This window comes from Actinomadura hibisca NBRC 15177, from assembly GCF_001552635.1.
GTDB classification, from domain to species: domain Bacteria; phylum Actinomycetota; class Actinomycetes; order Streptosporangiales; family Streptosporangiaceae; genus Spirillospora; species Spirillospora hibisca.
On the sequence record NZ_BCRO01000024.1, the window covers coordinates 54,041 to 78,978 of the forward strand.

The 24,938-nt window shown below is 75.0% G+C and carries 25 protein-coding genes, 2 pseudogenes and 1 riboswitch; of the genes and pseudogenes, 17 read left to right on the top strand and 10 right to left on the bottom strand.

Going from position 1 to position 24,938, the window contains the following annotated elements:
• Positions 1 to 180: 180 nt before the first annotated feature.
• Positions 181 to 858 (bottom strand): annotated as a pseudogene (locus AH6_RS47045) (histidine kinase dimerization/phosphoacceptor domain-containing protein); the annotation flags it as partial.
• 17 nt (positions 859 to 875) lie between these two features.
• Entirely contained in the window at positions 876 to 2,315 is a 1,440-nt protein-coding gene (locus AH6_RS11665; protein WP_245679276.1) for an MFS transporter, read from the bottom strand.
• 115 nt (positions 2,316 to 2,430) lie between these two features.
• Between AH6_RS11665 and AH6_RS11670 the strand changes: the two genes are divergently transcribed.
• The 3 genes from AH6_RS11670 to AH6_RS11680 are packed head-to-tail and all read left to right on the top strand — an operon-like array spanning position 2,431 to position 5,509.
• On the top strand, positions 2,431 to 3,027 hold the full coding sequence (locus tag AH6_RS11670) for a TetR/AcrR family transcriptional regulator (protein WP_067478206.1): 597 nt from the start codon (positions 2,431 to 2,433) through the stop codon (positions 3,025 to 3,027).
• Complete coding sequence (locus AH6_RS11675; protein WP_067478209.1) at positions 3,024 to 3,896, top strand: crotonase/enoyl-CoA hydratase family protein; 873 nt, start codon at positions 3,024 to 3,026, stop codon at positions 3,894 to 3,896. The genes AH6_RS11670 and AH6_RS11675 overlap by 4 nt, the downstream gene beginning before the upstream one ends.
• Positions 3,893 to 5,509, top strand: a complete 1,617-nt coding sequence (locus tag AH6_RS11680; RefSeq protein ID WP_067478213.1) for an AMP-binding protein — start codon at positions 3,893 to 3,895, stop codon at positions 5,507 to 5,509. The genes AH6_RS11675 and AH6_RS11680 overlap by 4 nt, the downstream gene beginning before the upstream one ends.
• A gap of 65 nt (positions 5,510 to 5,574) precedes the next feature.
• Here AH6_RS11680 and AH6_RS47050 read toward each other — a convergent pair.
• The 3 genes and pseudogenes from AH6_RS47050 to AH6_RS11690 all read right to left on the bottom strand — a co-directional run.
• Positions 5,575 to 5,637: pseudogene (locus AH6_RS47050) on the bottom strand (pentapeptide repeat-containing protein); the annotation flags it as partial.
• 267 nt (positions 5,638 to 5,904) lie between these two features.
• Complete coding sequence (locus AH6_RS11685; RefSeq protein WP_174555089.1) at positions 5,905 to 6,495, bottom strand: SAV_6107 family HEPN domain-containing protein; 591 nt, start codon at positions 6,493 to 6,495, stop codon at positions 5,905 to 5,907.
• A 292-nt stretch (positions 6,496 to 6,787) separates the two neighbouring features.
• Positions 6,788 to 7,609 (bottom strand): L,D-transpeptidase family protein, encoded by an 822-nt coding sequence (locus tag AH6_RS11690; RefSeq protein WP_245679277.1) that lies wholly within the window; start codon positions 7,607 to 7,609, stop codon positions 6,788 to 6,790.
• Positions 7,610 to 7,661: 52 nt separating this feature from the next.
• On the opposite strand from AH6_RS11690, the gene AH6_RS11695 reads away from it, so the two are divergent.
• From AH6_RS11695 to AH6_RS11715, 5 genes are all read left to right on the top strand, one after another.
• Positions 7,662 to 8,135, top strand: coding sequence for a YbaK/EbsC family protein (locus AH6_RS11695; RefSeq protein WP_067478219.1), 474 nt, complete (start codon positions 7,662 to 7,664; stop codon positions 8,133 to 8,135).
• Positions 8,132 to 8,524: an arsenate reductase family protein gene (locus AH6_RS11700; RefSeq protein WP_245679278.1), complete on the top strand. Its 393-nt coding sequence runs from the start codon at positions 8,132 to 8,134 to the stop codon at positions 8,522 to 8,524. Before AH6_RS11695 ends, AH6_RS11700 begins: the two co-directional genes overlap by 4 nt.
• Positions 8,525 to 8,586: 62 nt before the next feature.
• On the top strand, positions 8,587 to 9,576 hold the full coding sequence (locus AH6_RS11705; protein WP_067478225.1) for a hypothetical protein: 990 nt from the start codon (positions 8,587 to 8,589) through the stop codon (positions 9,574 to 9,576).
• A 9-nt stretch (positions 9,577 to 9,585) separates the two neighbouring features.
• Positions 9,586 to 9,918, top strand: coding sequence for a hypothetical protein (locus AH6_RS11710; protein ID WP_067478228.1), 333 nt, complete (start codon positions 9,586 to 9,588; stop codon positions 9,916 to 9,918).
• Between the two features lie 10 nt (positions 9,919 to 9,928).
• Complete coding sequence (locus AH6_RS11715; protein WP_067478231.1) at positions 9,929 to 10,531, top strand: GNAT family N-acetyltransferase; 603 nt, start codon at positions 9,929 to 9,931, stop codon at positions 10,529 to 10,531.
• Here AH6_RS11715 and metF read toward each other — a convergent pair.
• The gene (gene metF, locus AH6_RS11720; protein ID WP_067478234.1) at positions 10,468 to 11,403 is read right to left on the bottom strand and encodes a methylenetetrahydrofolate reductase [NAD(P)H]; all 936 of its coding nucleotides are present in this window, start codon (positions 11,401 to 11,403) and stop codon (positions 10,468 to 10,470) included. The genes AH6_RS11715 and metF overlap by 64 nt on opposite strands.
• Positions 11,404 to 11,549: 146 nt before the next feature.
• Here metF and AH6_RS11725 point away from each other — a divergent pair, with 146 nt between their 5' ends.
• The 4 genes from AH6_RS11725 (at position 11,550) to AH6_RS11740 (ending at position 16,559) form a co-directional block, all read left to right on the top strand.
• Complete coding sequence (locus AH6_RS11725) at positions 11,550 to 12,614, top strand: polyprenyl synthetase family protein (RefSeq protein ID WP_067478237.1); 1,065 nt, start codon at positions 11,550 to 11,552, stop codon at positions 12,612 to 12,614.
• Positions 12,615 to 12,733: 119 nt separating this feature from the next.
• Positions 12,734 to 13,312: a carboxymuconolactone decarboxylase family protein gene (locus AH6_RS11730; RefSeq protein WP_067478240.1), complete on the top strand. Its 579-nt coding sequence runs from the start codon at positions 12,734 to 12,736 to the stop codon at positions 13,310 to 13,312.
• Positions 13,312 to 15,447 (top strand): beta-glucosidase family protein, encoded by a 2,136-nt coding sequence (locus AH6_RS11735; protein ID WP_067478243.1) that lies wholly within the window; start codon positions 13,312 to 13,314, stop codon positions 15,445 to 15,447. Before AH6_RS11730 ends, AH6_RS11735 begins: the two co-directional genes overlap by 1 nt.
• Positions 15,448 to 15,596: 149 nt before the next feature.
• On the top strand, positions 15,597 to 16,559 hold the full coding sequence (locus tag AH6_RS11740) for a serine/threonine-protein kinase (RefSeq protein WP_245679279.1): 963 nt from the start codon (positions 15,597 to 15,599) through the stop codon (positions 16,557 to 16,559).
• A gap of 27 nt (positions 16,560 to 16,586) precedes the next feature.
• Here AH6_RS11740 and AH6_RS44630 read toward each other — a convergent pair whose 3' ends face one another.
• The 4 genes from AH6_RS44630 to AH6_RS11755 all read right to left on the bottom strand — a co-directional run bounded on the left by AH6_RS44630 (position 16,587) and on the right by AH6_RS11755 (position 19,291).
• Positions 16,587 to 16,751 carry a hypothetical protein gene (locus tag AH6_RS44630; RefSeq protein WP_169807837.1) on the bottom strand — a complete coding sequence of 55 codons (165 nt, stop codon included), beginning with the start codon at positions 16,749 to 16,751 and terminating at the stop codon, positions 16,587 to 16,589.
• A 74-nt stretch (positions 16,752 to 16,825) separates the two neighbouring features.
• Entirely contained in the window at positions 16,826 to 17,497 is a 672-nt protein-coding gene (thiE, locus tag AH6_RS11745; RefSeq protein WP_067478246.1) for a thiamine phosphate synthase, read from the bottom strand.
• A gap of 164 nt (positions 17,498 to 17,661) precedes the next feature.
• Positions 17,662 to 18,033 carry an Rv2175c family DNA-binding protein gene (locus AH6_RS11750; RefSeq protein WP_067478293.1) on the bottom strand — a complete coding sequence of 124 codons (372 nt, stop codon included), beginning with the start codon at positions 18,031 to 18,033 and terminating at the stop codon, positions 17,662 to 17,664.
• A gap of 58 nt (positions 18,034 to 18,091) precedes the next feature.
• Entirely contained in the window at positions 18,092 to 19,291 is a 1,200-nt protein-coding gene (locus AH6_RS11755) for an NAD(P)/FAD-dependent oxidoreductase (RefSeq protein WP_067478250.1), read from the bottom strand.
• A 106-nt stretch (positions 19,292 to 19,397) separates the two neighbouring features.
• Positions 19,398 to 19,511, top strand: a riboswitch (TPP riboswitch).
• Here AH6_RS11755 and thiO point away from each other — a divergent pair.
• The 5 genes from thiO (at position 19,501) to pknB (ending at position 24,868) form a co-directional block, all read left to right on the top strand.
• Positions 19,501 to 20,631: a glycine oxidase ThiO gene (thiO, locus tag AH6_RS11760; protein WP_067478253.1), complete on the top strand. Its 1,131-nt coding sequence runs from the start codon at positions 19,501 to 19,503 to the stop codon at positions 20,629 to 20,631. It overlaps the preceding riboswitch by 11 nt.
• The gene (thiS, locus tag AH6_RS11765; RefSeq protein WP_157431412.1) at positions 20,628 to 20,837 is read left to right on the top strand and encodes a sulfur carrier protein ThiS; all 210 of its coding nucleotides are present in this window, start codon (positions 20,628 to 20,630) and stop codon (positions 20,835 to 20,837) included. The genes thiO and thiS overlap by 4 nt, the downstream gene beginning before the upstream one ends.
• Position 20,838: 1 nt before the next feature.
• On the top strand, positions 20,839 to 21,633 hold the full coding sequence (locus tag AH6_RS11770; protein WP_067478256.1) for a thiazole synthase: 795 nt from the start codon (positions 20,839 to 20,841) through the stop codon (positions 21,631 to 21,633).
• Between the two features lie 152 nt (positions 21,634 to 21,785).
• Positions 21,786 to 22,808, top strand: a complete 1,023-nt coding sequence (locus tag AH6_RS11775) for a DMT family transporter (RefSeq protein ID WP_067478259.1) — start codon at positions 21,786 to 21,788, stop codon at positions 22,806 to 22,808.
• 92 nt (positions 22,809 to 22,900) lie between these two features.
• The gene (gene pknB, locus AH6_RS11780) at positions 22,901 to 24,868 is read left to right on the top strand and encodes a Stk1 family PASTA domain-containing Ser/Thr kinase (RefSeq protein ID WP_067478262.1); all 1,968 of its coding nucleotides are present in this window, start codon (positions 22,901 to 22,903) and stop codon (positions 24,866 to 24,868) included.
• The last annotated feature ends 70 nt before the right edge of the window (positions 24,869 to 24,938 follow it).

Consider the following 24,938-nt stretch of genomic DNA (forward strand, 5'->3'; position numbering starts at 1 on the left):
GGGCAGCGGCCGGGGCGCGCCCCGCACCTCGACGGCGGCGGCGAGCCCGGCCAGCTCGGCGTGGCGGGCCAGCTCGTCCAGCCGGGCGAGGCCGCCGGGCGGGCGGACCGGCGCGTCCTCGTCCACCTGCCGCAACACGCCCAGCGTGGCGCGCAGCTCGCGCAGCGTCTGCTTGCTCGCGTCCTTGATCACCGCGAGCGCGGCCTCGGCGCGGCCGGGGTCGGCGGCCAGCCGGTGCAGCGCGGTGCCCGCCTGCACGTTGATCATCGAGATGTTGTGGCCGACCGCGTCGTGCAGCTCGCGGGCGATGCGCAGCCGCTCCTCGGTGGCGCGCAGCCGGGCCTGCTCGGCGGCGCGCTCGGCGGCGGCCCGCAGCGCCTCGCGGCGGTTGTGCCCGGCCGCGCCGAGCGCGACCATCGCCACGACCCAGCCGGTCATCATCACCAGCGCGACGCCGTTCATGTCGTCGTTGCCGCGCAGCGAGCCGAGCGCGACGCCCGCCACGGTCAGCGCCGCCAGCACCGCCGCCGCGACCGTGCGGCCGGTGGCGGCGACGCCGTACAACGTCACCATCAGCACCACGATCAGCGGCCCGTCCACCGGGCTGGTCACGTAGTACACGCCGGCCGCCACGAGCACGTACAGGCACGCCGGGACCGGGTGCGCGCGCACCACGGCCATCGCGCCGCAGGCGGTCAGGATCAGCGCCCAGTCCAGGACGGTGCGCGCCGGGGTCTGCGCGGGCGAGTTCAGCGCCTGCCCGGCGGTGGCGGCGACCACCAGCACGACGACGCCCGCCGCGACGGCCGTCTCCAGCGAGGGGCGGCGGGACGCGCGGGGCACTGCGGGGGCGTCCATGGCCCCAGCATAGGAACTCAGCGCTCGGCGGCGGGGGCCGGTTCGGCGGGCGCCTCGGCGCGGCACGCGCGGCGGCGGGCCCCGGCGCGCGGCGCGAGCAGGGCCAGCGCCAGCACCCCGCCCATGACGGCGGCGCTGACCGCGAAGCCCCGGGCGAAGCCGCCCTCGGCGGGCAGGCCGGTCGCGGCGGTCGCCGAGGCCGCCACGATGACCGCGCTGACCTGGGTGCCCAGCGACGCCCCGACGGTGCGCAGCAGCGTGTTGATGCCGCTGGCCACACCGGTCCGCTCGGCGGGGACGGCCGCCACCACCAGCGTCGCGACGGCCGCGTAGGCGAAGCCGAGGCCGACGCCGCGCGCGATCCCGCCCACGTACAGCTGCCACATCTCGTGGTGCGCGACCACCACGAACGCGTAGCCCGCGCCCGTCAGCACCGCGCCCAGCAGCAGGACGGCGCGCGAGCCGATCCGGCGGTCCAGCATCCCGCAGGTCATCCCGGCGGCGGTCATGCCGATGCTCGCCGGGATCTGGAGCAGCGCCGCCTGCGTGGCCGTGCCGCCGAACCCGAACCCGGTGGACTCGGGCAGCTGCACCAGCAGCGGGAACAGGATGCCGCCCGCCATCAGCGCGTACCCCGACAGCAGCGAGGCGGCGTTCGCCGTCCACACCCCGCGCCGCCGCATCAGCCGCAGGTCGACCAGCGGGTCGGTGACGCGCGACTCCACGCGCAGCCACACGGCGGCGAAGACGGCCGCCAGCCCCGCCAGGCCGAGCACGCCGGGCGACGTCCAGCCCCACGCCATGCCCTGCGTCAGCGCGGTCAGCGCCGCCACCAGGCAGGCCGCGAACAGGCCCGCGCCCCACCAGTCCACCCGCCCGGCCGGGCGGGGCGCGGCCTCGGGAACGATCCACCAGGCCGCCAGCAGGCCCGGCACCAGCCCGAACACCGGCAGCCACAACAACCAGCGCCAGCCGAGCAGGTCGATGATCGGCCCGGCCACGCACCACGACAGCGCGCCGCCGAGGCCCAGCATGGACGACATCAGCCCGATCGCCGAGGCGGTGCGCGCGGGCGGGAACACCTCGCGCACGATCGTGTAGGCCAGCGGGAACACCCCGCCGCCGACGCCCGCCAGCGCCCGTCCCGCCAGCATCACCGGCAGCGTGGGGGCCGCCGCGGCGACCACCATGCCCACCGTCGCGACTCCCAGCACCGCCAGCAGCACCCGGCGTGGCCCGTACAGGTCGCCCAGCCGCCCGGCGACCGGCGTGCTGACGGCCGCCGACAACGTCATCGCCGTCAGCGCCCAGGCGGCCCCGGCGGCGGTCGTGCGCAGCCCGGACTGGAGCAGCGGCAGCGCCGGGGTGACGACGGCCATCGCCAGCGAGTAGGCCATGACGCCCAGGAACGCCAGCAGGGCCACCAGTCCGCGCCCGCCGGGCTCCGCTCGTCTCACGCCCCACATTGTCACGGCCGGGCAAAGGGACGGTCGCACCCGGCCCCTTCCCTCCGCCGCCGCGATGTGCGAGGGTCGCTTTCACAGTCAACTCTGACGGTGAAAGGGGCGCGGCATGACCCGGCGCGACGACCAGCGGGAGGCGACCCGCGCCCGCCTGGTGGAGGCGGCGGTGGAATCCCTGGTGGACCGGGGCTATGCCGCCACCACGACCCTGGAGGTGCAGCGCCGCGCCGGGGTCAGCCGGGGCGCGCTGCTGCACCACTTCCGCACCCGCGAGGAGCTGTTCGGCGCGGCGATCGGCGGCCTGGTCGAGCGCAACGAGCGGGCCGTCCGGGCGGCGCTCGCGGACGCCCCGCCCGGTGCCGACCCGGTCGCCCGCGCGCTGCGGGTGCTGCGCGCGGCGCTGCTGACGCCCTCGTTCGGCGCGGAGCTGGAGTTGTGGGCCGCCGCCCGCACCAGCCCGGCGCTGCGCGCGGTGCTGCGCCGGGCCGAGGGCGCGGCCCGCCGCGACCTGCACCGGGTGATCGAGGAGGTGGTGGGGCCCGCCGTCACGGCCTCGCCCGCCTACCCGCTGATCGCCGACCTGACCGTGCAGCTGCTGCGCGGCATCGCCATCTCCGACGTCCTCTACCGCGACGGCGCCGACCGCGCGGCGCTGCTCGACCGGTGGGCGGACGTGGTGCGGCTCATCATGAAGGAGAATCCGTGACGTTCGAGACGATCGAGTACGAGACCCGCGACCGCAAGGCGTACCTGACCCTCAACCGGCCCGACCGGCTCAACGCCATCGACTTCCGGATGCCCGGCGAGCTGCGCGCCGCCGTGCGCCGCGCCAACGACGACCCCGACGTGCACGTCATCGTCCTGCAAGGGGCGGGCCGGGCGTTCTGCTCCGGCTACGACCTCAAGATCTCCGCCGAGGACGGCAAGGGCACCCAGCAGGACAAGACCTGGGACCCGATCCTGGACTTCCGGGTCATGAAGGAGTTCACCGACGACTACTTCTCGCTGTGGCGGTCGCTGAAGCCGACCATCGCCAAGGTGCACGGGTACGCCGTCGCGGGCGGCAGCGACATCGCGCTGTCGTGCGACATGGTCGTCATGGCCGACGACGCCCGCATCGGCTACCCGCCCGCGCGCGTCTGGGGCTGCCCGACCACCGCGATGTGGGTGTACCGGCTGGGCGCCGAGCGCGCCAAGCGGATGTTGCTGACCGGCGACACCATCGACGGCGTCCAGGCCGCCGAGTGGGGCCTGGTGCTGGAGTCGGCCCCCGCCGACGAGCTGGACGCGCGGGTGGAGGCGCTGGCCGACCGCGTGGCGGGCGTGCCGGTCAACCAGCTCGCCATGCAGAAGCTCATGATCAACCAGGCGTACGAGAACATGGGCCTCCAGGGCACCCAGATCCTGGCCACCCTGTTCGACGGCATCACCCGGCACTCCCCCGAGGGCCGCTGGTTCCAGGAGTTCGCCGCCGCGCACGGCTTCCACGAGGCGGTGAAGTGGCGCGACTCCGGCCGCTGGATCCCCGAGGGCGGCGGCCCCGTCCCCACCGCGGCCGACCTGGAGAACCGATGACGCTCACCGAGTCGTACTGGCCCGCCGACACCTCGCAGCCGATCCTCGACCTCACCCCCGGCGACGTGCTGGCGCGCGCGGCCGCCGCCGTCCCCGACCGGATCGCGCTCGCCGAGGCCGCCCCGCCCGGCGGCGCCCTCACCGGCGACGGCCGCACCGACCGCACCTGGACCTACCGCGAGCTGCTGGACGCCGCGCACCGCGCCGCCACCTGGCTGGCGACGCGGTTCGAGCCCGGCGAGCACGTCGCGCTGTGGGCGCCGAACGTGCCCGAGTGGGTGATCCTCCAGTACGGCGCGTCCCTGGCGGGCCTGGTGCTGGTGACCGCCAACCCGGCGCTGCGCGAACCCGAGCTGGAGTACGTGCTGACGCAGTCGGACGCGGTCGGCGTCGCCTACGTGGACGCCTTTCGCGGGGTGGACATGGCCGGCGTCGTGCGCAACGTCGCCGCCCGCACGCCCGAGCTGCGCGAACTCATCCCCCTGGGGTCCTGGCTCGACGAACTGGCGGCCGTCGAACCGGGCCCGCTGCCGACCGTCGATCCCGGCGGGCCTGGCCAGATCCAGTACACCTCCGGCACCACCGGTTTCCCCAAGGGCGCGCTGCTGCACCATCGCGGCCTGGTCACCAACGCGTCGCTGGTGGCGGCCCGCGCGGGCTTCGAGCGGGGCGGGACGTGGGCGACGGCGCTGCCGCTGTTCCACACGGCGGGCTGCGGGTTGTCGGTGCTGGGCGCGGCGCTGAACGAGGCGACGCTCGTCCTGGCGCAGTTCTTCCACCCCGAGGTCGTGCTGCGCTCGCTCGAAGAGTGGCGCGCGAGCCTGTTCGGCGGCGTTCCGGCGATGCTGGCGGGCGTGCTGGCGCATCCCGGGTTCGACGGGTTCGACCTGTCGGCCTGCACGATCGTGATGTCGGGCGGCGACGCGGTGCCCGCGCCGCTGATCGCCGAGACGGAGCGCCGCTTCGGGGCGCGCTTCTCGACCGTCTACGGGCAGACCGAACTGAGCCCGGTCATCACGCAGACCGCCCCGGACGACTCCCCGGAGGACAAGGCGCACGCGGGCCGTCCCCTGCCGCAGGTCGAGGTCAGGATCGTCGACCCGGCCACCGGCACGACCGTCCCGGTCGGCGAGACCGGCGAGATCTGCGCCAGGGGCCACCAGCTCATGCTGGGCTACCACGGCATGCCCGAGGCGACCGCCGCCGTGGACGCCGACGGCTGGCTGCGCACCGGCGACCTCGGCACGCTGGACGGACGCGGCCACCTGCGCGTCACCGGCCGCCTCAAGGACATGATCATCCGGGGTGGCGAGAACATCTACCCCCGCGAGATCGAGGAGGCCCTGACCGCCCACCCGGCGGTGGCCGCCGCCGTCGTCCTGGGCGTGCCCGACCCCGGCTGGGGCGAGCAGGTGGCGGCGGCGGTGATCCCGGCCGACCCGGCGGCCCCGCCCGCGTCGGCCGACCTGCACGAGCACCTGCGCGCCCGCCTGGCCCCGCACAAGACGCCCCGCCGCTGGTACCTGGCCGAGACCTTCCCCGCCAACGCCATGGGCAAGATCCAGAAATTCCGCCTCCGCGAATCCCTGACCACCCTGCCGCCCCTGCCCTGACCGCGTGGGCGTCCGCTCCGCGGCCGTCCGGCCCTGCGGCTGCCAGCCCGCGCGAGGTCAGCCCGCACGAGGTCAGCCCACGTGAGGTCAGCCCACGTGAGGTCAGCCCACGTGAGGTCAGCCTGCGCTAAGTCAGCCCGGGACCGTGAACGCGGGGATCGCGCCGGTGGAGCCGCCTCGGGGGGATGCGGCGTCCACCGGCGCGACCGTCATCGCCCGCCCGGCCCAGGGGAGGTGGGGCCGGGACGGGCGGTCGCCGCCGGACAGCGGGACCCCGCCCCGCCGGTGAGGAGGGGCGACGGCGGGGTCCCGCCGGTCCGGCGCGGCCGGTCGGGGGAAGGACGACCGGGGTCTGGCGGTGCGACGGCCTGAGGAACGGGGGGCGGTGGGCGGCGCTAGCCGGCCTTCCGGTCGTTCTCCGGGCCGCCGGGCGAGGAGAGCGGGCCGAGCAGGCGGTCGAACAGCGTCGCCTGCCCCGGAACGCCCAGGGTGTCCTCCACCAGCGTCACGAACACGTCGGCGTCGTGCAGCAGCTCGTCGGCCTCCTGCGGGGTCACGGCGCGGGGCAGGCCCGCTTCGGCGGCGGCGCGCTTGTCGGCGCCCGCGGCGAAGAAGGCCGCCCACTCGCTCAGGGTCGGCTCGGCCTCGGGCAGCAGCACCCAGGCGCTGGTGGGACGGCCGCGGCGGTGCGACTCGGCGGGGTCCTTCGCGACCAGCACCGCCGCGGCCGCGCGCAGGGCCGCCAGGTGGGCGCACACGTAGCGGACGGCCGGGGTGGTGGCCTCCGCCGCCTCGGCCAGGCCCATGCGGGCCGAGTTGAGGTAGCCGACCACGCTGTGCGCGGGGCGGGGGGCCGGGTGCGGGCGAGGGCGCGGGCTCGGCATGTCGCCGGTGCCGGAGGACCCGTACGCGGCCCGCGAACCTGACACGGCGCCGGGTGCGGAATGGACGGCGGAGGGGGCTCCGCGCGTGGTGGTTCCGGACATCAACTGCCTCCTTCCGGGGCTCGGGCCGGCCGGGCGGAGAGCTTCCCCTCTCTCCGCCCGGCCGTCCGTCCCGCCATGGCCGTCGCGCGTACGGCCACGGCGGGGACGCTGCCCTGGCACGGTCCGCGAGTCCCGTACCACGTCGAACATAGGTTCGACGCACTCACAGTAAACCCTCCGGACGGCGATTCGTCAACGTGTTCGAACACGCGCCGCCACCCTCGGCGATCATGGAGATGACCGCGCAGGTCAGGGCCGTCGAACAGGCCGCCCCCGAGCGGTCCCCGGCGCGTCACCGGGGCCGCCGGACGTGCACCGGGACGCCGGTCCCGACCAGCTTCGGGAAGTCCTCCGCGATGTGCATCGGCATCCGCACGCACCCGTGCGAGGCCGGGCTCCGGGGCACGTCGAGCGCCCCGTGGAACGCGATGCCGCCGTTGAAGTAGATCGGGTTGTGCAGGCGGCCGAGCGGCGAGACCTCCCAGCCCGACGCCCTCCGCCCGGTGCGGAAGTCCCCGGTGCCCGTCGTGGCGTAGCGGCAGCGGGCGACGGTCGCGCCCGGGTCCTTGGCGCAGTAGTACTCCCCCGAGCCCGACGAGATGTGCGTGATCAGCGCGGGTTTCCCTGCCTTGTAGACCACCAGGTACTGGCGGCGCAGGTCCACGTCGATCCGGTCGGCCTCACGCTTCCTGGCCATCGGGCGCGGCTGCGCGGGAGCGTCCAGGGTCTTCCAGAAGCCGCCGCCCAGCGTGCCGGTCACCTTGATCCGGTTGACCTTCTGGAACGCCCACACCGCCATCTGCGTCGCGGGCCCGTAGCGGCCGTCGGCCTTGCCCGGGTCGTAGCGGAGTTCCGCCAGGCGTCGCTGGAGCGCCCGCACGTCCTCCCCCTTGGCCCCCGGTTTCAGGGTCCGGCGCGTGGGCTGGACGGGCGTGGGCGTCGGCGCGGGCGTGCCGGGCGAAGCACTGGGTGGCGCGCTGGACGGGGCGCTGGACGGGGCGCTGGGCGAGGCCGCCGGCCCCGCGCCGTCCTCTTCGGGGCCGCTGCCCTCGGGCACGCAGCCCGCGACGAGCAGCGCGCTTCCCGCGGCCAATGCGGCGAGCCGTGTCTTCACTGGTCTCCTCCCCTGGGGGCACGGGTACGGGTCCCTCACTAAGGTGCTGCCCATGCATCCGAATGCCGAACGTGTCGCGGCCGCTCTGCGCGAGCAGGGCGCCGCGGGACGGATCGTGGAACTGCCCGACTCCGCCCGCACCGCGCAGGCCGCCGCCGACCAGCTCGGCTGCGCGGTGGGCGCGATCGCCAACAGCCTGATCTTCGACGCGGACGGCGCGCCGCTGCTGGTGCTGACCAGCGGCGCGCACCGGGTGGACACCGGCAGGGTCGCGGCGCTGGTCGGCGCCGCCAAGGTGGGGCGCGCCTCCCCCGAGTTCGTGCGCGAGGCCACCGGCCAGCCGATCGGGGGTGTCGCTCCCCTCGGCCACCCCGCGCCGATCCGTACGCTCGTGGACGTCTGGCTGGACAAGTACGAGGAGGTCTGGGCGGCCGGCGGGCACCCGCACACCGTCTTCCCCACCTCCTACGAGGAACTGCTGCGCATCACCGGCGGCGAGGCCGCCGAGGTGGGAGGGGACGTATGACCCCGAGCGGAGGCGAGAAAATGGGCGTCGAGCTGTGGCACAACCCGCGCTGCTCCAAGAGCCGCGCCGCCAAGGCCGCGCTGGATGAAGCCGGGGTCGCCTACACCGAGCGCCGCTACCTGGACGAACCCCCGACGGCCGAGGAGTTCGACGCGCTGCTGACCGGGATCGGCGTCGAGCCGTGGGAGGCCGCGCGGCTCGGCGAGCCGGTCGCCAAGGAGCTGGGGTTGAAGGACCTGCCGCACGACCGGGCGCGGTGGATCGAGGTGATGGTGGCGCACCCGGCGCTCATCCAGCGACCCATCGTCGTGACCGGCGGCGGCGCGGTGGTGGCCCGCGACCCCGGATCGGTGCGCGCCGCCCTCGACAAGGCCCTCGACAGCGCGTGATACGAGTGTGATTCTGGGGAGTCGATCGTAGTGGTTCCCGCCCGTGACCTCCCGGAGGGACGATGACCGCGCAGATGCGCACCGGTCCGGCCGCGCGCGACTCCGACTTCCGGGGCATCGACCCGGGGGCGCTGAACCAGCTCCTCAAGCAGGTGCAGGACGCCGACGCCGCCATCAAGGCGTGGCTGGCGGCGCACCGGCCGCCGCCGGGCGTGCCGTCGGGCGGGTACCGGCAGGCCGACCAGGTCGCGCTGTGGGCCAGCGAGCAGATCGGCATGTTGTCGCGCCGCTACAACTACGCGATCACCCACCCGGACAAGGGCGGCGGCGTCACTCCGCCGCCGCCCTCCCCCGCCCCCTCCTCCGGAGGCAGGGGCAACGCGGGGTCGGGTTCGGGCGGTTCCCCCAAGCCGGTGCAGCCGCCGCCCAAGCGCAGGACCACGCCCAACGGGGCCGGTGACCTCGGCGCCTTCCCCAACCGGCAGACCGCCGCCAAGGCGGCCAAAGCCGACGCGCTGGCGGTGGCGGGAGCGGTCCAGGACGGCAAGCCGGTCCCCGACACGGTGTGGAAGCACCTGAAGGCCAACGCCGACGACCCCGACTACACCGAGAAGCTCTACGAGCGGCTCGGCCCGGCGGGCACGGCGGCGCTGCTGGACGCCGCCGGGGGCGACAAGGCGCGGCTGAAGGTGATCGAGGAGTCGCTCGGCACCGCGAGCCACCACCTGACGATGGACGTCAAGTGGCTGCGCGCGTTCCTGGCCGAGGCCGACCGCGTGGGCGTGGGCGCGGTGGCCGTCCAGGTGCTCACCGGCGCCGACATGAGCAAGCGCACCCGCGAGGCCATCGACAAACTCGACCTGAAAGCGGGCGCACCCGCCCAAGGCCTTGCCCCCGCGCAACAGGCGACCTCACCCGGCGAGGGCCTCGCCCCCGCTCGGCAGGCCGCCGACCAGGTCGGGCAGGGGTTCGCGGTCGCTCAGCAGGCCGGTGCGCCCGGTCCGGCATCGTCGCGTCCGGCCACCGGCTCCCCCACCGATCTCGCCGGATGAGAGGCCGTCATGCCCGCACCCCCGCCCCCCGGCTCCCTGGAGCCGCCCCTGTCGGCCGCCGCCGCGGCGGCGCTGGCACCCGGCGAGCAGCCCAACCCCGCCTACCAGCAGCTCTACCAGGCGTACGCCGACGCCTACGGCAGCATCGGCAAGCTGCGTCAGGCCCTGGACCCGGCGCAGAAGACGCTGCGCGGCACCGACGCCTGGCTCGGCCCCGAGGCCCGCGAGTGGGGCGGGCAGCTCGACGCGCAGCGCGGCAACCTCCAGAAGGCGGCCGACCGCATCCTGTGGGACATCTACCAAAGGCTCGCCGCCACCCGCCGCACCATCGGGCGGGTCTAGTCTCTACCGGGTGAGGGAGCCGAGACTGCGCGAGATCGACCGGCGGGCGTTCCTGCGCCGGCTGCGCCCCGTCCTGGAGGTGTACGCGGCGGCGATGCGGCCGCCCGCCGACCAGCTGCCGGGGCGGCACACCATCATGGACCGGCACGCGTCCTACCCGGGCTTCCGCGCCCTGGTGGCCGAGCGGCGCGGCCCGCTGCCCGGCCTGCCCCCGGCGGTGCGCGGCTTCGCCTACGGCTTCCACGGCGAGCGCGGCCAGTGGTGGCACGACGTGGTGCGCGGCGCGCTGGTGCAGGTGGGCGGCGAGGAGCACGCGGCCGGGTGGCTGGACGACCCGTTCGAGGTCGCCGAGCTGCACGTGCACCCCGACGCGCAGGGCCAGGGACTCGGCCGGGCGCTGCTGACGGGGCTGTGCGCGGGGCGGACCGAGCGGACCGTGGTGCTGTCCACGCTGCACCGCGCCGACGACACCCCGGCCCGCCGCCTCTACCGCTCGGTGGGCATGGTCGACCTGCTGACCGACTTCGAGTTCCCCGGGGGCGGGCCCCGCTACGCGGTCATGGGCGGGCGGCTGCCGCTGGCGCCGTACCCGGCGGCGTCGATCAACTCGTAGACCTCGCGGGTCGCGGTCGACTTGTTGAAGGTGATGAAGTGGATGCCGGGGGCGTCCTGCTCCAGCAGCTCCCGGCACACCTCGGCGGCGTGCTCGATCCCGAGCCGCCGCACGGCCTCGGGGTCGTGTGCGACGCGCTCGAAGCGGGCGCGGACCTCGGGCGGGAACGGCGCGCCCGACAACTGCTCGGAGCGCTCGATGGTGCTCATCCGGCCGACCGGCATGATGCCCGGGATGATCGGCACGTCGCAGCCGGCGGCCGCGATCCGGTCGCGCAGCCGGAAGTAGTCCTCGGCGCGGAAGAACATCTGGGTGATCGCGTAGTCGGCGCCGGCGCGGCACTTGTCGACGAAGTAGCGGGTGTCGCTGTCGATGTCGCGCGAGCGCGGGTGCTTGTAGGGGAAGGCCGCGACGCCGACGCAGAAGTCGCCGTAGGAGCGGATCATCCGGACCAGCTCTGCGGCGTACTCCACGCCCTCGGGGTGCTGGACCCACTCGGCCGTCGGGTCGCCCGGCGGGTCGCCGCGCAGCGCCAGGATGTTGCGCACCCCGGCGGCGGCGAAGCGGCCGATCAGGTGCCGCAGCTCGGCCTGGGAGTGGTCGACGGCGGTGAAGTGCGCGACCGGCGTCAGCGTGGTGTCGGTGGCGATGCGCTCGACGATCTCGACGGTGTTGTCGCGCGTGGAGCCGCCCGCGCCGTAGGTGACCGACACGAAGGTGGGGTGGAGCGGCTCCAGCTCGCGGATCGCCCGCCAGAGGCTGCGCGCGCCCTCGGCCGACTTCGGCGGCATGAACTCGAAGGAGAACGAGCGTCCTCCGTCGGCCAGCAGCTCGCGGATGGTCGGGGCACGGTCGGGGCGCAGGCGTCGCATCCGCCCAGCGTAGCGAAACCGTCAGGCGGGGGCGTATCGGCGAGCGGCGGCCCGGCGCCGCCCGGCCTGCACAATTTTTAGGTAGATCAGGTGATTTGCCGGGGTCCCGGGGTAGGGAAACCTGCCCATCTGGATACGATCGCGACATGTCCACGAGCCGCATCCGCAAGGAGATCGACGAGGCGCTGCTGACCTTCGTCGACCGTCAGCGCCCCGGCCTGCTCGCCATCAGCGCCGACCTCGCGCCGGCGGTGACCGCCCTGACCGACCTGCTGGCGGGCGGCAAGCGGCTGCGGCCCGCCTTCTGTTACTGGGGCTGGCGCGCGGCCGGCGGCGAGGAGGACGCCGCCACCGCCGAGGGGATCGTGAACGCCGCCGCCTCGCTGGAGCTGCTCCAGGCCAGCGCGCTGATCCACGACGACGTCATGGACTCCAGCGACACCCGCCGGGGCCGCCCGTCGGTGCACCGGCGCTTCGAGGCGCTGGCCCGGGAGTCGGGCTGGCCGGGCGCGGCCGCCCCGTTCGGCGAGGGCACCGCCATCCTGCTCGGCGACCTGTGCCTGGTCTGGTCGGCCGAGATGTACGAGACCAGCGGCCTGGCGGCCGAGCGGCTGCGGCGCGGCCGCCCGGTGTACGACCTGATGCGCACCGAGGTGATGTGCGGGCAGTACCTGGACCTGCTGGAGGGCGCGCGCGGCGGCGGCACCGTCGAGGCGGCGCTGCGGGTGGTGGAGTACAAGAGCGGCAAGTACACCATCGAGCGGCCGCTGCACCTGGGCGCGGCGCTGGCCGGGGGCGGGCCCGAGGTCACCGAGGCGCTGACCGGCTACGGGCTGCCGCTGGGCATCGCGTTCCAGCTGCGCGACGACGTGCTCGGGGTGTTCGGCGACCCGGCCGAGACCGGCAAGCCCGCCGGGGACGACCTGCGCGAGGGCAAGCGCACCGTGCTGGTCGCGCTCACGCTGGAGCGCGCGGGCGCGGCCGAGGCGGCCGAGCTGGAGCGGCGGCTGGGCGATCAGGCGCTGGACGCCGCCGGGGTGGCCGAGCTGCGCTCGATCATCGAGGGCAGCGGCGGGCTGGCCGCCTGCGAGGCGATGATCGAGGAGTACGCGGCGCGGGCCGGGACGGCGCTGGCCGCCGCGCCGATCACCGCCGAGGCCCGCGACGCGCTGTCCGGCCTCGCCGTGGCGGCCACCGCTCGGCAGTCCTAGCGACGCCGGGGACGGCCGGGCGGCGCGACGGTTGACACGTGTGACGAAAGTGACACGATCCGGCCAAATGCCCGTCCCGGGGTAGAACTGTCCCACCGTTTGGTGGCAGAAATGTCGCCATGCCCGCCGACACTCCCGCCCCGCAGAGCCCCGACCAGGACCCCCGCGCCCCGCGCATCCCGCCGCTCCCCGAAGACGAGTGGGGCGAGGTGCTCAGGGCCGTGGTCGCCACCACCGGACCGCTGAACGTCTTCACCACCCTCGGCCGCCACCAGGAGCTGTTCGACTCCTGGATCGGGTTCGGGTCGCGGCTGCTGATGCAGGGCACGCTGAGCGCCCGCGTCCGCGAGCTGGCGATCCTGCGCACCGCGCACCTCCGGTCCTGCGCCTACGAGTGGACGCACCACCACCGGCTCGGCCTGGACGCCGGGCTGACCGAGATCGAGATCGCCGCGCTGCGCCTGGACCCGGCCGGCCACGCCTGGGACGGCGACGACCGCGCCGTGCTCGCCGCCGTCGACGAGCTGCACGAGCGCGGCACCCTCGGCGACGCCGCCTGGAACGCGCTGGCCGAGCGCTTCGACGAGCGCGGGCTCATCGAGCTGATCATCCTCGTCGGGCACTACCAGATGCTGGCCTTCGCGCTGAACGCCCTGCGCGTGCAGACCGACGACGTCCCCGAGGACGGAGGGCACTGATGGTCCCGGCGAAGCGCTGGATGTCGGCCGCGGGGGCGCTGGCATCGGTCCTGGCGCTGGCGGGCGTCCCCGACCTCGCGCAGGCCGCCGGGCGCTGCGGCGACCCGGCGCAACGGCCCTGGTGCGACGCCCGGCTCGGCCCCGACCAGCGCGCCGCGCTGCTGCTGGCGCGGCTGACCGCCGACGAGAAGATCTCGCTGATGGCCACCGACGACCCGCTGGGCGGGCCGCTCGGCGGCTTCTCCGAGAACGCGCACGCCGACACCAACAACGGCATTCCCCGTCTCGGCGTGCCGCCGGTCTACATGGCCGACGGCCCCGCCGGGGTGCGCCAGGGCAAGGCCACCGCGCTGCCCGCCCCGATCGCGCTGGCGGCCGGGTTCGACCCGGCGGCCGCCCGGCGCTACGGCGGCACGGTCGCCTGGGAGGCCCGGCACCGCGGCAACGACGTGATCTTCGGGCCGACCGTGGACGTGCTGCGCACGCCGCTGAACGGCCGCACCTTCGAGGGCCTGGGCGAGGACCCCTACCTGTCGGCCGGGCTCGGCGCGTCCTGGGTCCAGGGCGCGCAGAAGCAGGGCGTGCTGGCGTCGGTCAAGCACCTGGCCGTCTACGCCCAGGAGAGCGACCGGCTCGCGCTGAAGATGAAGGTCGCGCCGCGCACGCTGCGCGAGATCTATCTGCCGCCGTTCGAGGCGGCGGTCAAGACCGGCGGCACGGCGACGGTGATGTGCGGGTTCGGGCAGCTCAACGGCCGGTGGGCCTGCGAGGACGGCAGCGTCCTGAACAAGATCCTGCGCACGGAGTGGGGCTTCAAGGGCTTCGTCGTCTCCGACCACACCGCCGTGCACGACGCGGTCGCCGGGGCCACCGGCGGGCTCGACATGGAACTGCCGGTCGGGATGAAGTTCAACGCCTGGAACCTCAAGAACAAGGTCCCCCAGCAGGTCATCGACGGCGCGGCCCGCAACATCCTGCGGACGATGTTCGCCCACGGGGTGTTCGACCGGCCCGCCTACGCCAACGACCTCACCCGGATCGACCGCACGGCGAGCCGGACCGCCGCCCGCCAGCTCGCCGAGTCCGGCATGACGCTGCTCCAGAACACCGGCGGCGCGCTGCCGTTGAAGTCGCCCAGGTCGATCGCGCTGATCGGCAAGGGCGCGAACGAGGTCCCCAGCGGCTTCGGCTCGGCGCAGGTGCAGCCGTTCTCCACCGTCACCCCGCGCAAGGGCATCGCCCAGCGCGCCGGGGCGGGCGCGCAGGTCGCCTACGACGACGGCCGCGACCACCGGGCCGCCGCCGACGCCGCCCGCAAGGCCCAGGTGGCGATCGTGTTCGCCACCGACACCCAGGGCGAGTTCTTCGACAAGTCCTGCCTGGCCCTCACCTGCGCCCGCGACCCGCTCAAGGGCGACCAGGACGGGCTGATCTCGGCGGTCGCCGCGGCCAACCCCAACACGATCGTGGTGCTGGAGACCGGCGGCCCGGTGCTCACCCCGTGGGCGGGCCGGGTCAAGGGCATCGTGGCGGCCTGGTACCCCGGCCAGCAGGGCGGGGAGGCGCTGGCGCGGGTGCTGTACGGCGACGTGGACCCCGGCGGGCGCCTGCCGGTCACCTTCCCCGTCGCGGCGGGCGACGCGCCCACCGCCGGGAACCCGGCGCAATACCCGGGCGTGAACAAGACGGTGGCCTTCTCCGAGGGCGTGTTCGTCGGCTACCGGCACTACGACGCCAAGCGGATCAAGCCGCGCTTCCCGTTCGGGCACGGGCTGTCCTACACCACCTTCCGCTACGGCGGCCTGGCGGTGACGCCGACGGGCGTGCAGGCCACCGTCACCAACACCGGGTCCCGGACGGGCGTCGCGGTCCCGCAGCTCTACCTCGGGCTGCCCTCGCCCGGCGCGGCGGTGCCGCAGCCGCCCCGGCAGCTCAAGGGCTACCAGAAGGTCACCCTGGCCCCGGGACGCAGCGCCCGGGTCACCTTCCCGCTGGACCGGCGCGCGCTGTCGTACTGGGACCAGGCGGGCGGCGGCTGGAAGGTCGCGAAGGGCTGCTACCGGGTCGGCGTCGGTCCCTCCAGCCGCGATCTCCCGCTCACCGGCGCGTTCGCGCAGGGTGGCGGGGCCTGCTGACCGGCGGGGAAAGTCGCCGAAAATCGTCCGCTCCGTCGTGTTCCAGCCGCGACGGAGTGGGCATAGATCCCGGTTTGGCTGTCGCCGGCCGCCGCGACGCGGTACAAATAAGGCAATCTTCGTCCGTCCCCGCCGAGTCGGAGTCCTCCTTGCCGCACAACCTGCTCGTCACCGCGCCGCCGCCCGAGGTCCGCCCGCACGGTTCCGAACGGCCGCTGGGCCCCGACGACCCCGGCCTGGTCGGCGGCTACGCCCTGCTCGGCCGGCTCGGCGAGGGCGGCCAGGGCGTGGTCTACCTCGGCCGCGACTCCGCCGGTGAGCTGGTCACCGTCAAGCTGCTGCGCGGCGGGTCGGCCGCCACGACGCGGGCGCGCGCCCGGTTCGTCAAGGAGGCCGCCGCCGCGCGGCAGGTGACCGGGCGGCACACCGCCCGGGTGCTGGACGCCGACGTCACCGGCGACCGGCCCTACATCGTCAGCGAGTTCGTGGAGGGCCCCTCGCTCCAGCACGTGGTCGCCGACGGCGGGCCGCTGCCCGCCCCGCGGCTGCGCAAGGTCGCGCTGCGCACCGCCGGGGCGCTGGCGGCGATCCACCGGGCCGGGATCGTGCACCGCGACTTCAAGCCCGGCAACGTGCTGCTCGGCCCGGACGGCGCCAAGGTGATCGACTTCGGGATCGCGCAGATGGCCGACGCGACCCCGCTGACCACCGGGCCGATCGGCACCCCCGCCTACATGGCGCCCGAGCAGATCGAGGACGAGCCGGTCGGGCCGCCCGCCGACGTGTTCGCCTGGGGCGCGACGATGGTCTACACGGCCACGGGGCGGCCGCCGTTCGGCACCGGCTCCAACGCCGCGGTGATGCGGCGGGTCACCTCGCGCCGCCCCGACCTCGGCGACCTGGACGGGCCGCTGCGCGAGCTGGCGGCGCGCTGCCTGGACAAGAACCCCGCCGCGCGGCCCACCGCCCGGCAGCTCGTCCGGGCGCTGCGCGACGACATGCTGCCCGAGCCCGCCCCCCGGCCCACCGCCATCCCGCGCTACCGGTGGCGGATGATGGTGGCGCTGGCGGGCGTGGTCGCGGCGGGCTTCCTGCTCGGCGTGCTGATCTGAGCCCCGCCTGAGCCTCCTCTGGGCGGCCTACCAGTGCGGCGGGCGCTCTTCCAGCAGGCGGGCGTCGTTGTCGTCGCCGCCGCGCCACTCGCCCCAGCCCGTGTCGGTGTCGTCGGCGGTCTGGTCCGGCAGGACGGGCAGGTCGTCGTCGTCCAGGTGCACGGGACGCTCGTCGTCGGGTCCGCTGGTCATGCCTCCATTGTCGACCATGCCCCGGCCCGCACCGAACAGCGCCCCGACCGGAGGCCGGGGCGGCTGCCGGGCCGCTACGACTGCGGCAGGCGGCGGGCCAGCTCGGCGGCGGCCGCGCCCGGGTCGGCGGCCTCGGTGAGCGCCCGCACGACCACGATCCGGCGCGCCCCGGCGGCCAGCACCTCGTCCAGGTTGCCCGCGTCGACGCCGCCGATCGCGAACCACGGGCGGCCCTCGCGCTGCGCGGCCACGTACTCCAGCAGCTTGGGGCCGGGGGCCTCGCGGCCCGGCTTGGTCGGCGTGGGCCACACCGGGCCCGCGCAGAAGTAGTCCACGCCCGGCTCGGCGGCGGCGGCCGACGCCTGCTCGCCGGAGTGGGTGGAGCGGCCGATCAGGATGTCCTCGCCGGCGATGGCGCGGGCGGCGGGCACCGGCAGGTCGTCCTGGCCGAGGTGCAGCACGTCGGCGTGCGCGGCGCAGGCGATGTCGGCGCGGTCGTTGACGGCCAGCAGCGCGCCGTGCCGCTCGCAGGCCGCCCGGAACACCCGCAGGTGTTCGAGTTCCTGCCGGGCCTCCAGCCCCTTCTGGCGGAGCTGCACGATGTCCACGCCGTTCGCCAGGACGGCGTCGAGGAACTCCGGCAGGTCGCCCTGCCGCTCCCGGGCGTCCGTGCAGAGGTAGAGGCGGGCGCGGCTGAGCCGGGCGCGCAGGGCGACGGCGCGGTCGGAGAGCAGGTGCCTGGACACGGGGCGGCGGCTTCCTTTCCAAGGACACGACAGGGCGGGATCAAACGGTCGAAACCGCCTGACCCCGCAATCCTGTCACGCGTCGCCGCCCGCGGGAACAGGCCGGGGCGCGGTGCCCCGACGGGCCTGTCCCACCGGGCCGTCAGCAGGCCCTCAGCAGGCCCTCAGAAGGCCATCGCCTGGGCGCGCCGGCGCACCTCGGTGCCCCGGTTCTCGCTGAGCGCCTGCACCGGGGTGCCGGGCAGGGTGTCGTCGGGGGTGAACAACCACCGCAACGTCTCGACGTCGTCGAAGCCGGCGTCCGACAGCAGCGTGAGGGTGCCGGACAGGCCCTTGATGACCTGCCCGTCCTTGATGAACGCGGCGGGCACGGCGGGCTCGCCGTCGCGGCGCACCGCCAGCAGCCGGCGCTCGCTGATGAGCTGCTTGGTGCGGTTGAGCTTGATGCCGAGGCTCTCGGTCGCCTGCTTGAGGGACAACCAGTCCCCCACCATCGCGTCGGTGTGGGGGTCGAGAGGGGCCACAGTGGTGTGCATCTGGGTCACGCCACCTTGCTACCACGCCCCGAGAGCGCTCAAACCCGCCGCCGCTCCGTCAACTCTTCACCGCCTGGCGCACCGCGACGGAGGGGTCTGCCAGCGCGGCCGCGTCCACCGGCGTCCCGGCCGCGATCACGCGCCTGGCCTGCACGAGGTCGCGCGGCCGGTCCACCGTCAGGATCGCCTCCAGCCGGTCGCCGGTCAGCCACGCCACCGCCCACCTGGGGTCGGCCGGGCCGCCCCGGGTGATCATGCGTTCGGCGCCGGTGTGCCGCCCGGCGTACTGGACCATCCGGCCGAACTGCTCGGACCAGAAGTAGGGCGCGGCGTCGTAGGGGGCGTCCTCGCCGAGCAGGGTCGCGGCGGCGTTGTCGGGCGCGTTCAGGGCGGTGTCCCAGTGCTCGACCAGCAGGCGGCGGCCGTAGCGCTGCGACCACCAGGCCGCGACGTCGCCGACCGCCACGACGTCGGGGCGCGGCGCGCCTTCCACGTGCGCGCGGAACCCGGCGTCGGTGACCACGCCGCGCTCGACGTCCACGCCCGAGCCGTCCAGCCAGCCGGTCTCGGGCCGCACGCCGACGCCGACCACGATCTCGTCGGCGTCGATCCGGCCGCCGCCCGCCAGCGCCAGGTGCCCGTCCTCGACGGAGGCGACCTTGACGCCGGTGCGCAGCTCCACGCCCGCCTCGGCGTACCAGGGCGCGGTCAGCGCGCCGACCTCCGGGCCGAGCGCGTGCGCCAGCGGGGCGTCGGCGGCCTCCACGACGGTGACCGCGCAGCCCCGCGCGGCGGCGGTGGTGGCGACCTCCGCGCCGATCCAGCCCGCCCCGACGATCACGACGCGGGCGCCGGGGACCAGGCGGTCGCGCAGCGCGCGGGCGTCCTCGATGGTGCGCAGCACGTGCTGGCGGCCGGGGCCGGGCAGCGTGACGGGGGTCGCGCCGGTGGCGATGACCAGGCCGTCGAACGGCAGCTCGCCCGCGGTGGTGGCCAGCGTGCCGCCGCGCTCGGCCAGCCGAAGCCCGGTGGCGCGCTCGCCGAGCAGCAGCTCGGCGCCCAGGGCGTCCCAGTCGGCGTCCACGGTGGTGTCGTCGGTCGTCCCGGCCAGCACCGCCTTCGACAGCGGCGGCCGGTCGTAGGGCCTGTGCCGCTCGGCCGACACCAGGGTCAGCCCGCCCGTGTACCCCTTGCCGCGCAGGGCCTCCACGGCCCGTACCCCGGCCAGCCCGCCGCCCACCACGATCACCGTGTCCATGAGGGTGAACCCTAGTCGGCCGCCCCGCGCGGAAACTAGACGGGTGTCCAGACAGCGGCCCACCGCACTTCCGCCGTAGGGTGGGAGGCGGACAACAGGACGAAAGTGAACAAAGCGCGGGAGTCCGGTGCGACCGGGCTGAGAGGGCGGCTGAGCGGGCCGCCGACCGCCAGGACCTGATCCGGATCATGCCGGCGAAGGGAGCGCGCATGGAGATCGTGATCATCGGGGCCGGGGTCGTCGGCCTGGCCACCGCCTGGCGGGCCGCCGCGCGGGGCGCGGCGGTCACCCTGGTCGACCCGGCGCCCGCGAGCGGCGCGTCGTCGGTGGCGGCGGGGATGCTCACCCCCGTCAGCGAGCTGACCTACGGCGAGGAGCCGCTGCTGCGGCTCGGCCTCGCCTCGCGGGAGCGCTACGGCCCGTTCGTGGCCGAGCTGGAGGAGCTGACCGGTCTTTCCACCGGGTACCGCACCGACGGCATCCTGGAGGTCGCCTTCGACGCCGACGACCTGGGCTACCTGCACGACCTGCGGCGCTTCCAGGAGTCGCTGGGCATCCCCACCGAGGCGCTGGACCGCCGCGAGTGCCGCCGCCAGGAGCCGATGCTGGCCCCGAGCGTGCGCGGCGGGCTGCTGGCCCCCGAGGACGGCTCGATCGACCCCCGCAGGCTCACCGCGGCGCTGCTGGCGGCCGGGGAGCGGCTGGGCGTGCGGCTGGTGCGCGAGCGCGCCGCCGCCGTGCTCGTGGAACGCGACACCGCCGTGGGCGTGCGGCTCGACGGCGGCGCCGAGCTGCGCGCCGACCGGGTGCTGCTGGCCGCCGGGCCGTGGACGGGCGACGTCGAGGGGCTGCCGCCGGGCCTGGTCCCGCCGGTCCGGCCCGTCAAGGGGCAGGTGTTGCGGCTGCGCACGCGCGTGCCGTTCCTGCGGCGCACCACGCGGGGCCTGGTCCGGGGCTCGTCCGTCTACCTGGTGCCGCGCGCCGACGGCGAGATCGTGGTCGGCGCGACCCAGGAGGAGATGGGCTTCGACACCCGCGTCACCGCCGGCGGCCTGTGGGAGCTGCTGCGCGACGCGCGCGAGCTGCTGCCCGGCATCACCGAGCTGGAGTTCGCCGAGGTGTCGGCCGGGCTGCGGCCCGGCTCGCCCGACAACGCCCCGGTGATGGGGCCGACCGCGCTGCCCGGCCTCGTGCTGGGCACCGGGCACTTCCGCAACGGCGTCCTGCTGGCGCCGATCAGCGCCGACGTGCTGGCCGCGGCGCTGCTGGACGGCGAGGCGCCCGAGGTGGGCCGCCCCTTCGCCCCCGACCGCTTCGAGCAGTCCGAGCAGAAGGTGTGAACAACGTGCAGGTCATCGTGAACGGGCGGCCGCAGGAGCTGCCCGAAGGGGCGAGCGTGGCCGAGGTGGTCGCCACCGTCACCACCGCCGCGTCCGGCGTCGCCGCCGCCGTCAACGACGAGGTCGTGCGGCGCGGCGCGTGGACCACCACGACGCTGAGGGACGCGGATCGGCTCGAAGTGCTGACCGCCGTGCAGGGAGGCTGAGATGGCGCACAACGACCAGGACCGGCAGGACGACCGCCTCGTCATCGCCGGCCGGGACTTCGGTTCCCGGCTCATCATGGGCACCGGCGGCGCGCCCAGCATGCGGGTGCTCCAGGAGGCGCTGACCGCCTCGGGCACCGAGCTGACCACCGTCGCGATGCGGCGCGTGGACCCGGCCGCGCGCGGCTCGGTGCTGGAGGTGCTGGAGGCGTGCGGCATCGCGGTGCTGCCCAACACCGCCGGGTGCTTCACCGCGGGCGAGGCGGTGCTGACCGCCAAGCTGGCGCGCGAGGCCCTCGGCACCGACTGGGTGAAGCTGGAGGTCATCGCCGACGAGCACACCCTGCTGCCCGACCCCATCGAGCTGGTGGAGGCCGCCGAGCAGCTGGTGGACGACGGTTTCACGGTGCTGCCCTACACCAACGACGACCCGGTGCTGGCCCGCCGCCTGGAGCAGATCGGGTGCGCGGCGGTCATGCCGCTGGGCTCCCCCATCGGCTCGGGGCTCGGCATCCGCAACCCGCACAACATCGAGCTGATCGTGGAGCGCGCCGGCGTGCCGGTGATCCTGGACGCCGGGCTCGGCACCGCCAGCGACGCGGCGCTGGCGATGGAGCTGGGCTGCGACGCGGTGCTGCTGGCGACGGCCGTCACCCGCGCCCAGTCCCCCGCCCGGATGGCCGCCGCGATGCGGCACGCCGTCGAGGCCGGGCGGCTGGCCCGGCTGGCGGGCCGCATCCCCAAGCGCCGCTACGCGCAGGCGTCCTCGCCGTGGGAGGGCGTCAGCACGGGCTGAGGGTGCGGGGACCGCGCAGCTTGAAGCAGCGCTAAAGCGTTCAGTGCAGCAACATTCGCTGGACGTGAACAGTGGTGCCATCGAGACTGGAGTCGCAACCTCCGGACACCCCTCGGTGTTCGTGGAGGTGATCCCGACCTAAGGTGCGACGCATGAAGCAGCCCGGAACAGCGACGGCGCAGGTGGACAAGCGCGCGATGGCCGCCGCGTCGGTGACGGTGGTGTTGTGGGCCTCGGCCTTCGTCGCCATCCGCAGCGCCGGGGCGGAGTACGGTCCGGGCGCGCTCGCCCTCGGCCGCCTGCTGTCGGGCTCGGCGGTGCTGCTGCTGATCTGCCTGGTCCGCCGCGAGTGGTTGCCGCCGCGCGCCGCCTGGCCCGGCATCGCGGTGTCGGGCGTGCTCTGGTTCGGCGTGTACGCGATCGCCCTCAACTGGGGCGAGCAGAAGGTGGACGCCGGGACCGCCGCGCTGGTGGTCAACTTCGCGCCCATCCTCATCGCGCTGCTGAGCGGCGTCCTGCTCAGGGAGGGCTACCCGCCCCGGCTGATGGCCGGGATGGCGGTGTCGTTCGGGGGCACGGTCGTGGTCGGGCTGTCGATGTCGGGCGAGGGCCGCGCCTCGCTGCTGGGCGTGCTGCTGTGCCTGGTGGCGGCCGTGACGTACGCCACGGGCGTGGTCGTCCAGAAGCCCGCGCTGCGGCACGCCTCGGCGCTCCAGGCCACCACCTGGGGCTGCGTGATCGGCGCGGTCACCTGCCTGCCGTTCGCCGGGCAGCTGCTCGGCCAGCTCGGCGACGCGTCGGCGAGCGCCACCCTCAACATGGTCTACCTCGGCGTCTTCCCCACCGCGCTGGCGTTCACGACCTGGGCCTACGCCCTGTCGCGCACCTCGGCCGGGAAGATGGGCGCCACCACCTACGCCTCGCCCGCGCTGGTGGTGCTGATGTCGTGGCTGCTGCTGGACGAGGTCCCCGGCTGGATCACCCTCGGCGGCGGCGTGTTGTGCCTGGCGGGCGTCGCGGTCTCACGCAGCCGCCCGCGCGCCGCCGGGACGGCCCCGGCGGCCGGAGCGCCGGTCGACACGCCCCTCGAAACGCCCTCCGACACCCCCTCCGAGCCGCCGTCCGCGCAGGTCGACGGCGTGCCCGCCGACTCCCGGGAGGCCACGGTCCGCTGAGCCCGGCGGGGCGGCGGTCACGCTGCGGGGTCATCGATGCTCATACTCCGGGCTGATGAGATCCGCTTCAAATCGGCTTTAAACTCGCTCTGATGGACACGACGGTTGCGGATCCCCTCGTCGGGCGGGTGCTCGACGGGCGCTACCGCATTGAGTCCCGCGTCGCCCGGGGCGGCATGGCCACGGTGTACGCGGCGCGCGACATCCGGCTCGACCGCGTCGTCGCGATCAAGGTGATGCACGCCCACCTGGCCGCCGACGACGACTTCGTGCGGCGCTTCATCGGCGAGGCCAAGGCCGCCGCCGCCCTGTCCCACCCCAACGTGGTCGCGGTCTACGACCAGCGCACCGACGGCGAGCACGTGTTCCTGGTCATGGAGTACGTGCCCGGCCGCACCCTGCGCGAGCTGCTCACCGAACGGGGGCGGCTCGGGCCGCGCGCCGCGCTGGAGGTCATGCAGCCGGTGCTGGCCGCGCTGGGCGCCGCGCACCGGGCCGGGCTGGTGCACCGCGACGTCAAGCCCGAGAACGTGCTGATCACCGAGGACGGCCAGGTCAAGGTGGCCGACTTCGGGCTGGCGCGGGCCGAGAGCGACAGCAAGATGACCAAGACCGGGCTGATCATCGGCACGGTCGGCTACCTGGCGCCCGAGCAGGTGTTGTCGGGCAACGCCGACGTGCGCTCGGACGTCTACGCCGCCGGGGTGCTGCTCTACGAGCTGCTCACCGGCGAGCTGCCGCACCAGGGCGAGTCGCCGCTGGCGGTCGCCTACAAGCACGTCAACGAGGTCGTCCCGCCGCCGTCGGACCTGGTGCCGGGCCTGCCGCGGCCGGTGGACGAGCTGGTCGCCGCCGCCACCGCGCACGACCCGGCGCGCCGCCCGCAGGATGCCAACCAGTTCCTCGCGGCCGCCGCCGAGGTGAACGGCGGGTTCCCCGCCGACATCGACCAGCGCGTCGAGGCCGCCGGATACACCGCGACGTCGGTGCTGGAGACGCCCGCGATGGCGCCCGCCGACGGCCACACCCGCGTGTTCGACGGCCGCACCGGTCCCCACGGGCCGTACGGCGGCCCCGGCCACCCCACCGGCCCGGAGGACCTCCCGCCCCACCGCTCCGGCGGCGACCGCCTCATCGGCGCGCTCACCGGCCGCTACGTGCTGATCGCGATCGGCACCGTCGCGGCGGTGGTGCTGGGCTGGGCGGTCTGGTGGCAGGTGTCGGGCCAGTACGAGGTGGTCCCCGAGCGGATCGTCGGCATGAAGGTCGCCGCCGCCGAGAGGGAGCTGACGGGCAAGGGCCTGGTCGTCCGCCGGTACCCGACGCAGGAGTTCAGCAACCGCGCCCGCAGGGGCGAGGTGGCGCGCACCGACCCGCCCGCCGGGGCGCGCGTGGCGCAGAACCAGACGATCACGCTGGTGGTCTCCAAGGGGCTGACCCCCAAGGAGGTCCCCGACGTCACCGGCAAGCCCCGCGAGGAGGCCCTCAAGCAGCTGCGCGACCGCGGGTTCACCGTCGGCCGGGTGAGCGAGGAGCCGTCGCAGAGCACCCCCAAGGGCGAGGTCAAGAGCACCAACCCCGAGGGCGGCGAGAAGCACTCCCCCGACCTGCCGGTCAACGTCGTCGTCAGCACCGGCATGTCGATGCCCGACCTGAAGGGCGGCAACGGCGAGGACGCCGAGAACCGCCTGCGCGGCATGGGCCTGGACGTCAAGATCGAGAAGCGCGAGGACGGCTCCAGGCAGCCCGGCACCGTCATCGGCCAGGACCCGGCCCCCGGCACGGGCGTCTCGCGCGGCGACAAGGTCACCCTCGTCGTCAACAAGAAGGACTGCCTGTTCGGTGACTTCTTCTGCGACGACGGGCCGCGCGGCGGGGGCCAGGACCAGCAACAGCTGCCGGTCCCGACCGTGCTCGGCCGCTCCTTCGACGAGGCCCGGCGGATGCTGGAGAGCTCGGGCTTCAAGGTCAAGGTCGGCAGCCGCGTTGGCGACCGGGTCGTCGGGCAGAGCCGCTTCGGCAACGCGCCCCGCGACACCGAGATCACCATCTGGGGCTAGGGTCTGTCTCAAAGGCCTCAGCCGTCGCGCGAGTGACTACCTGTCGCGGCGGGGCGAAGCCGGAGGCGAG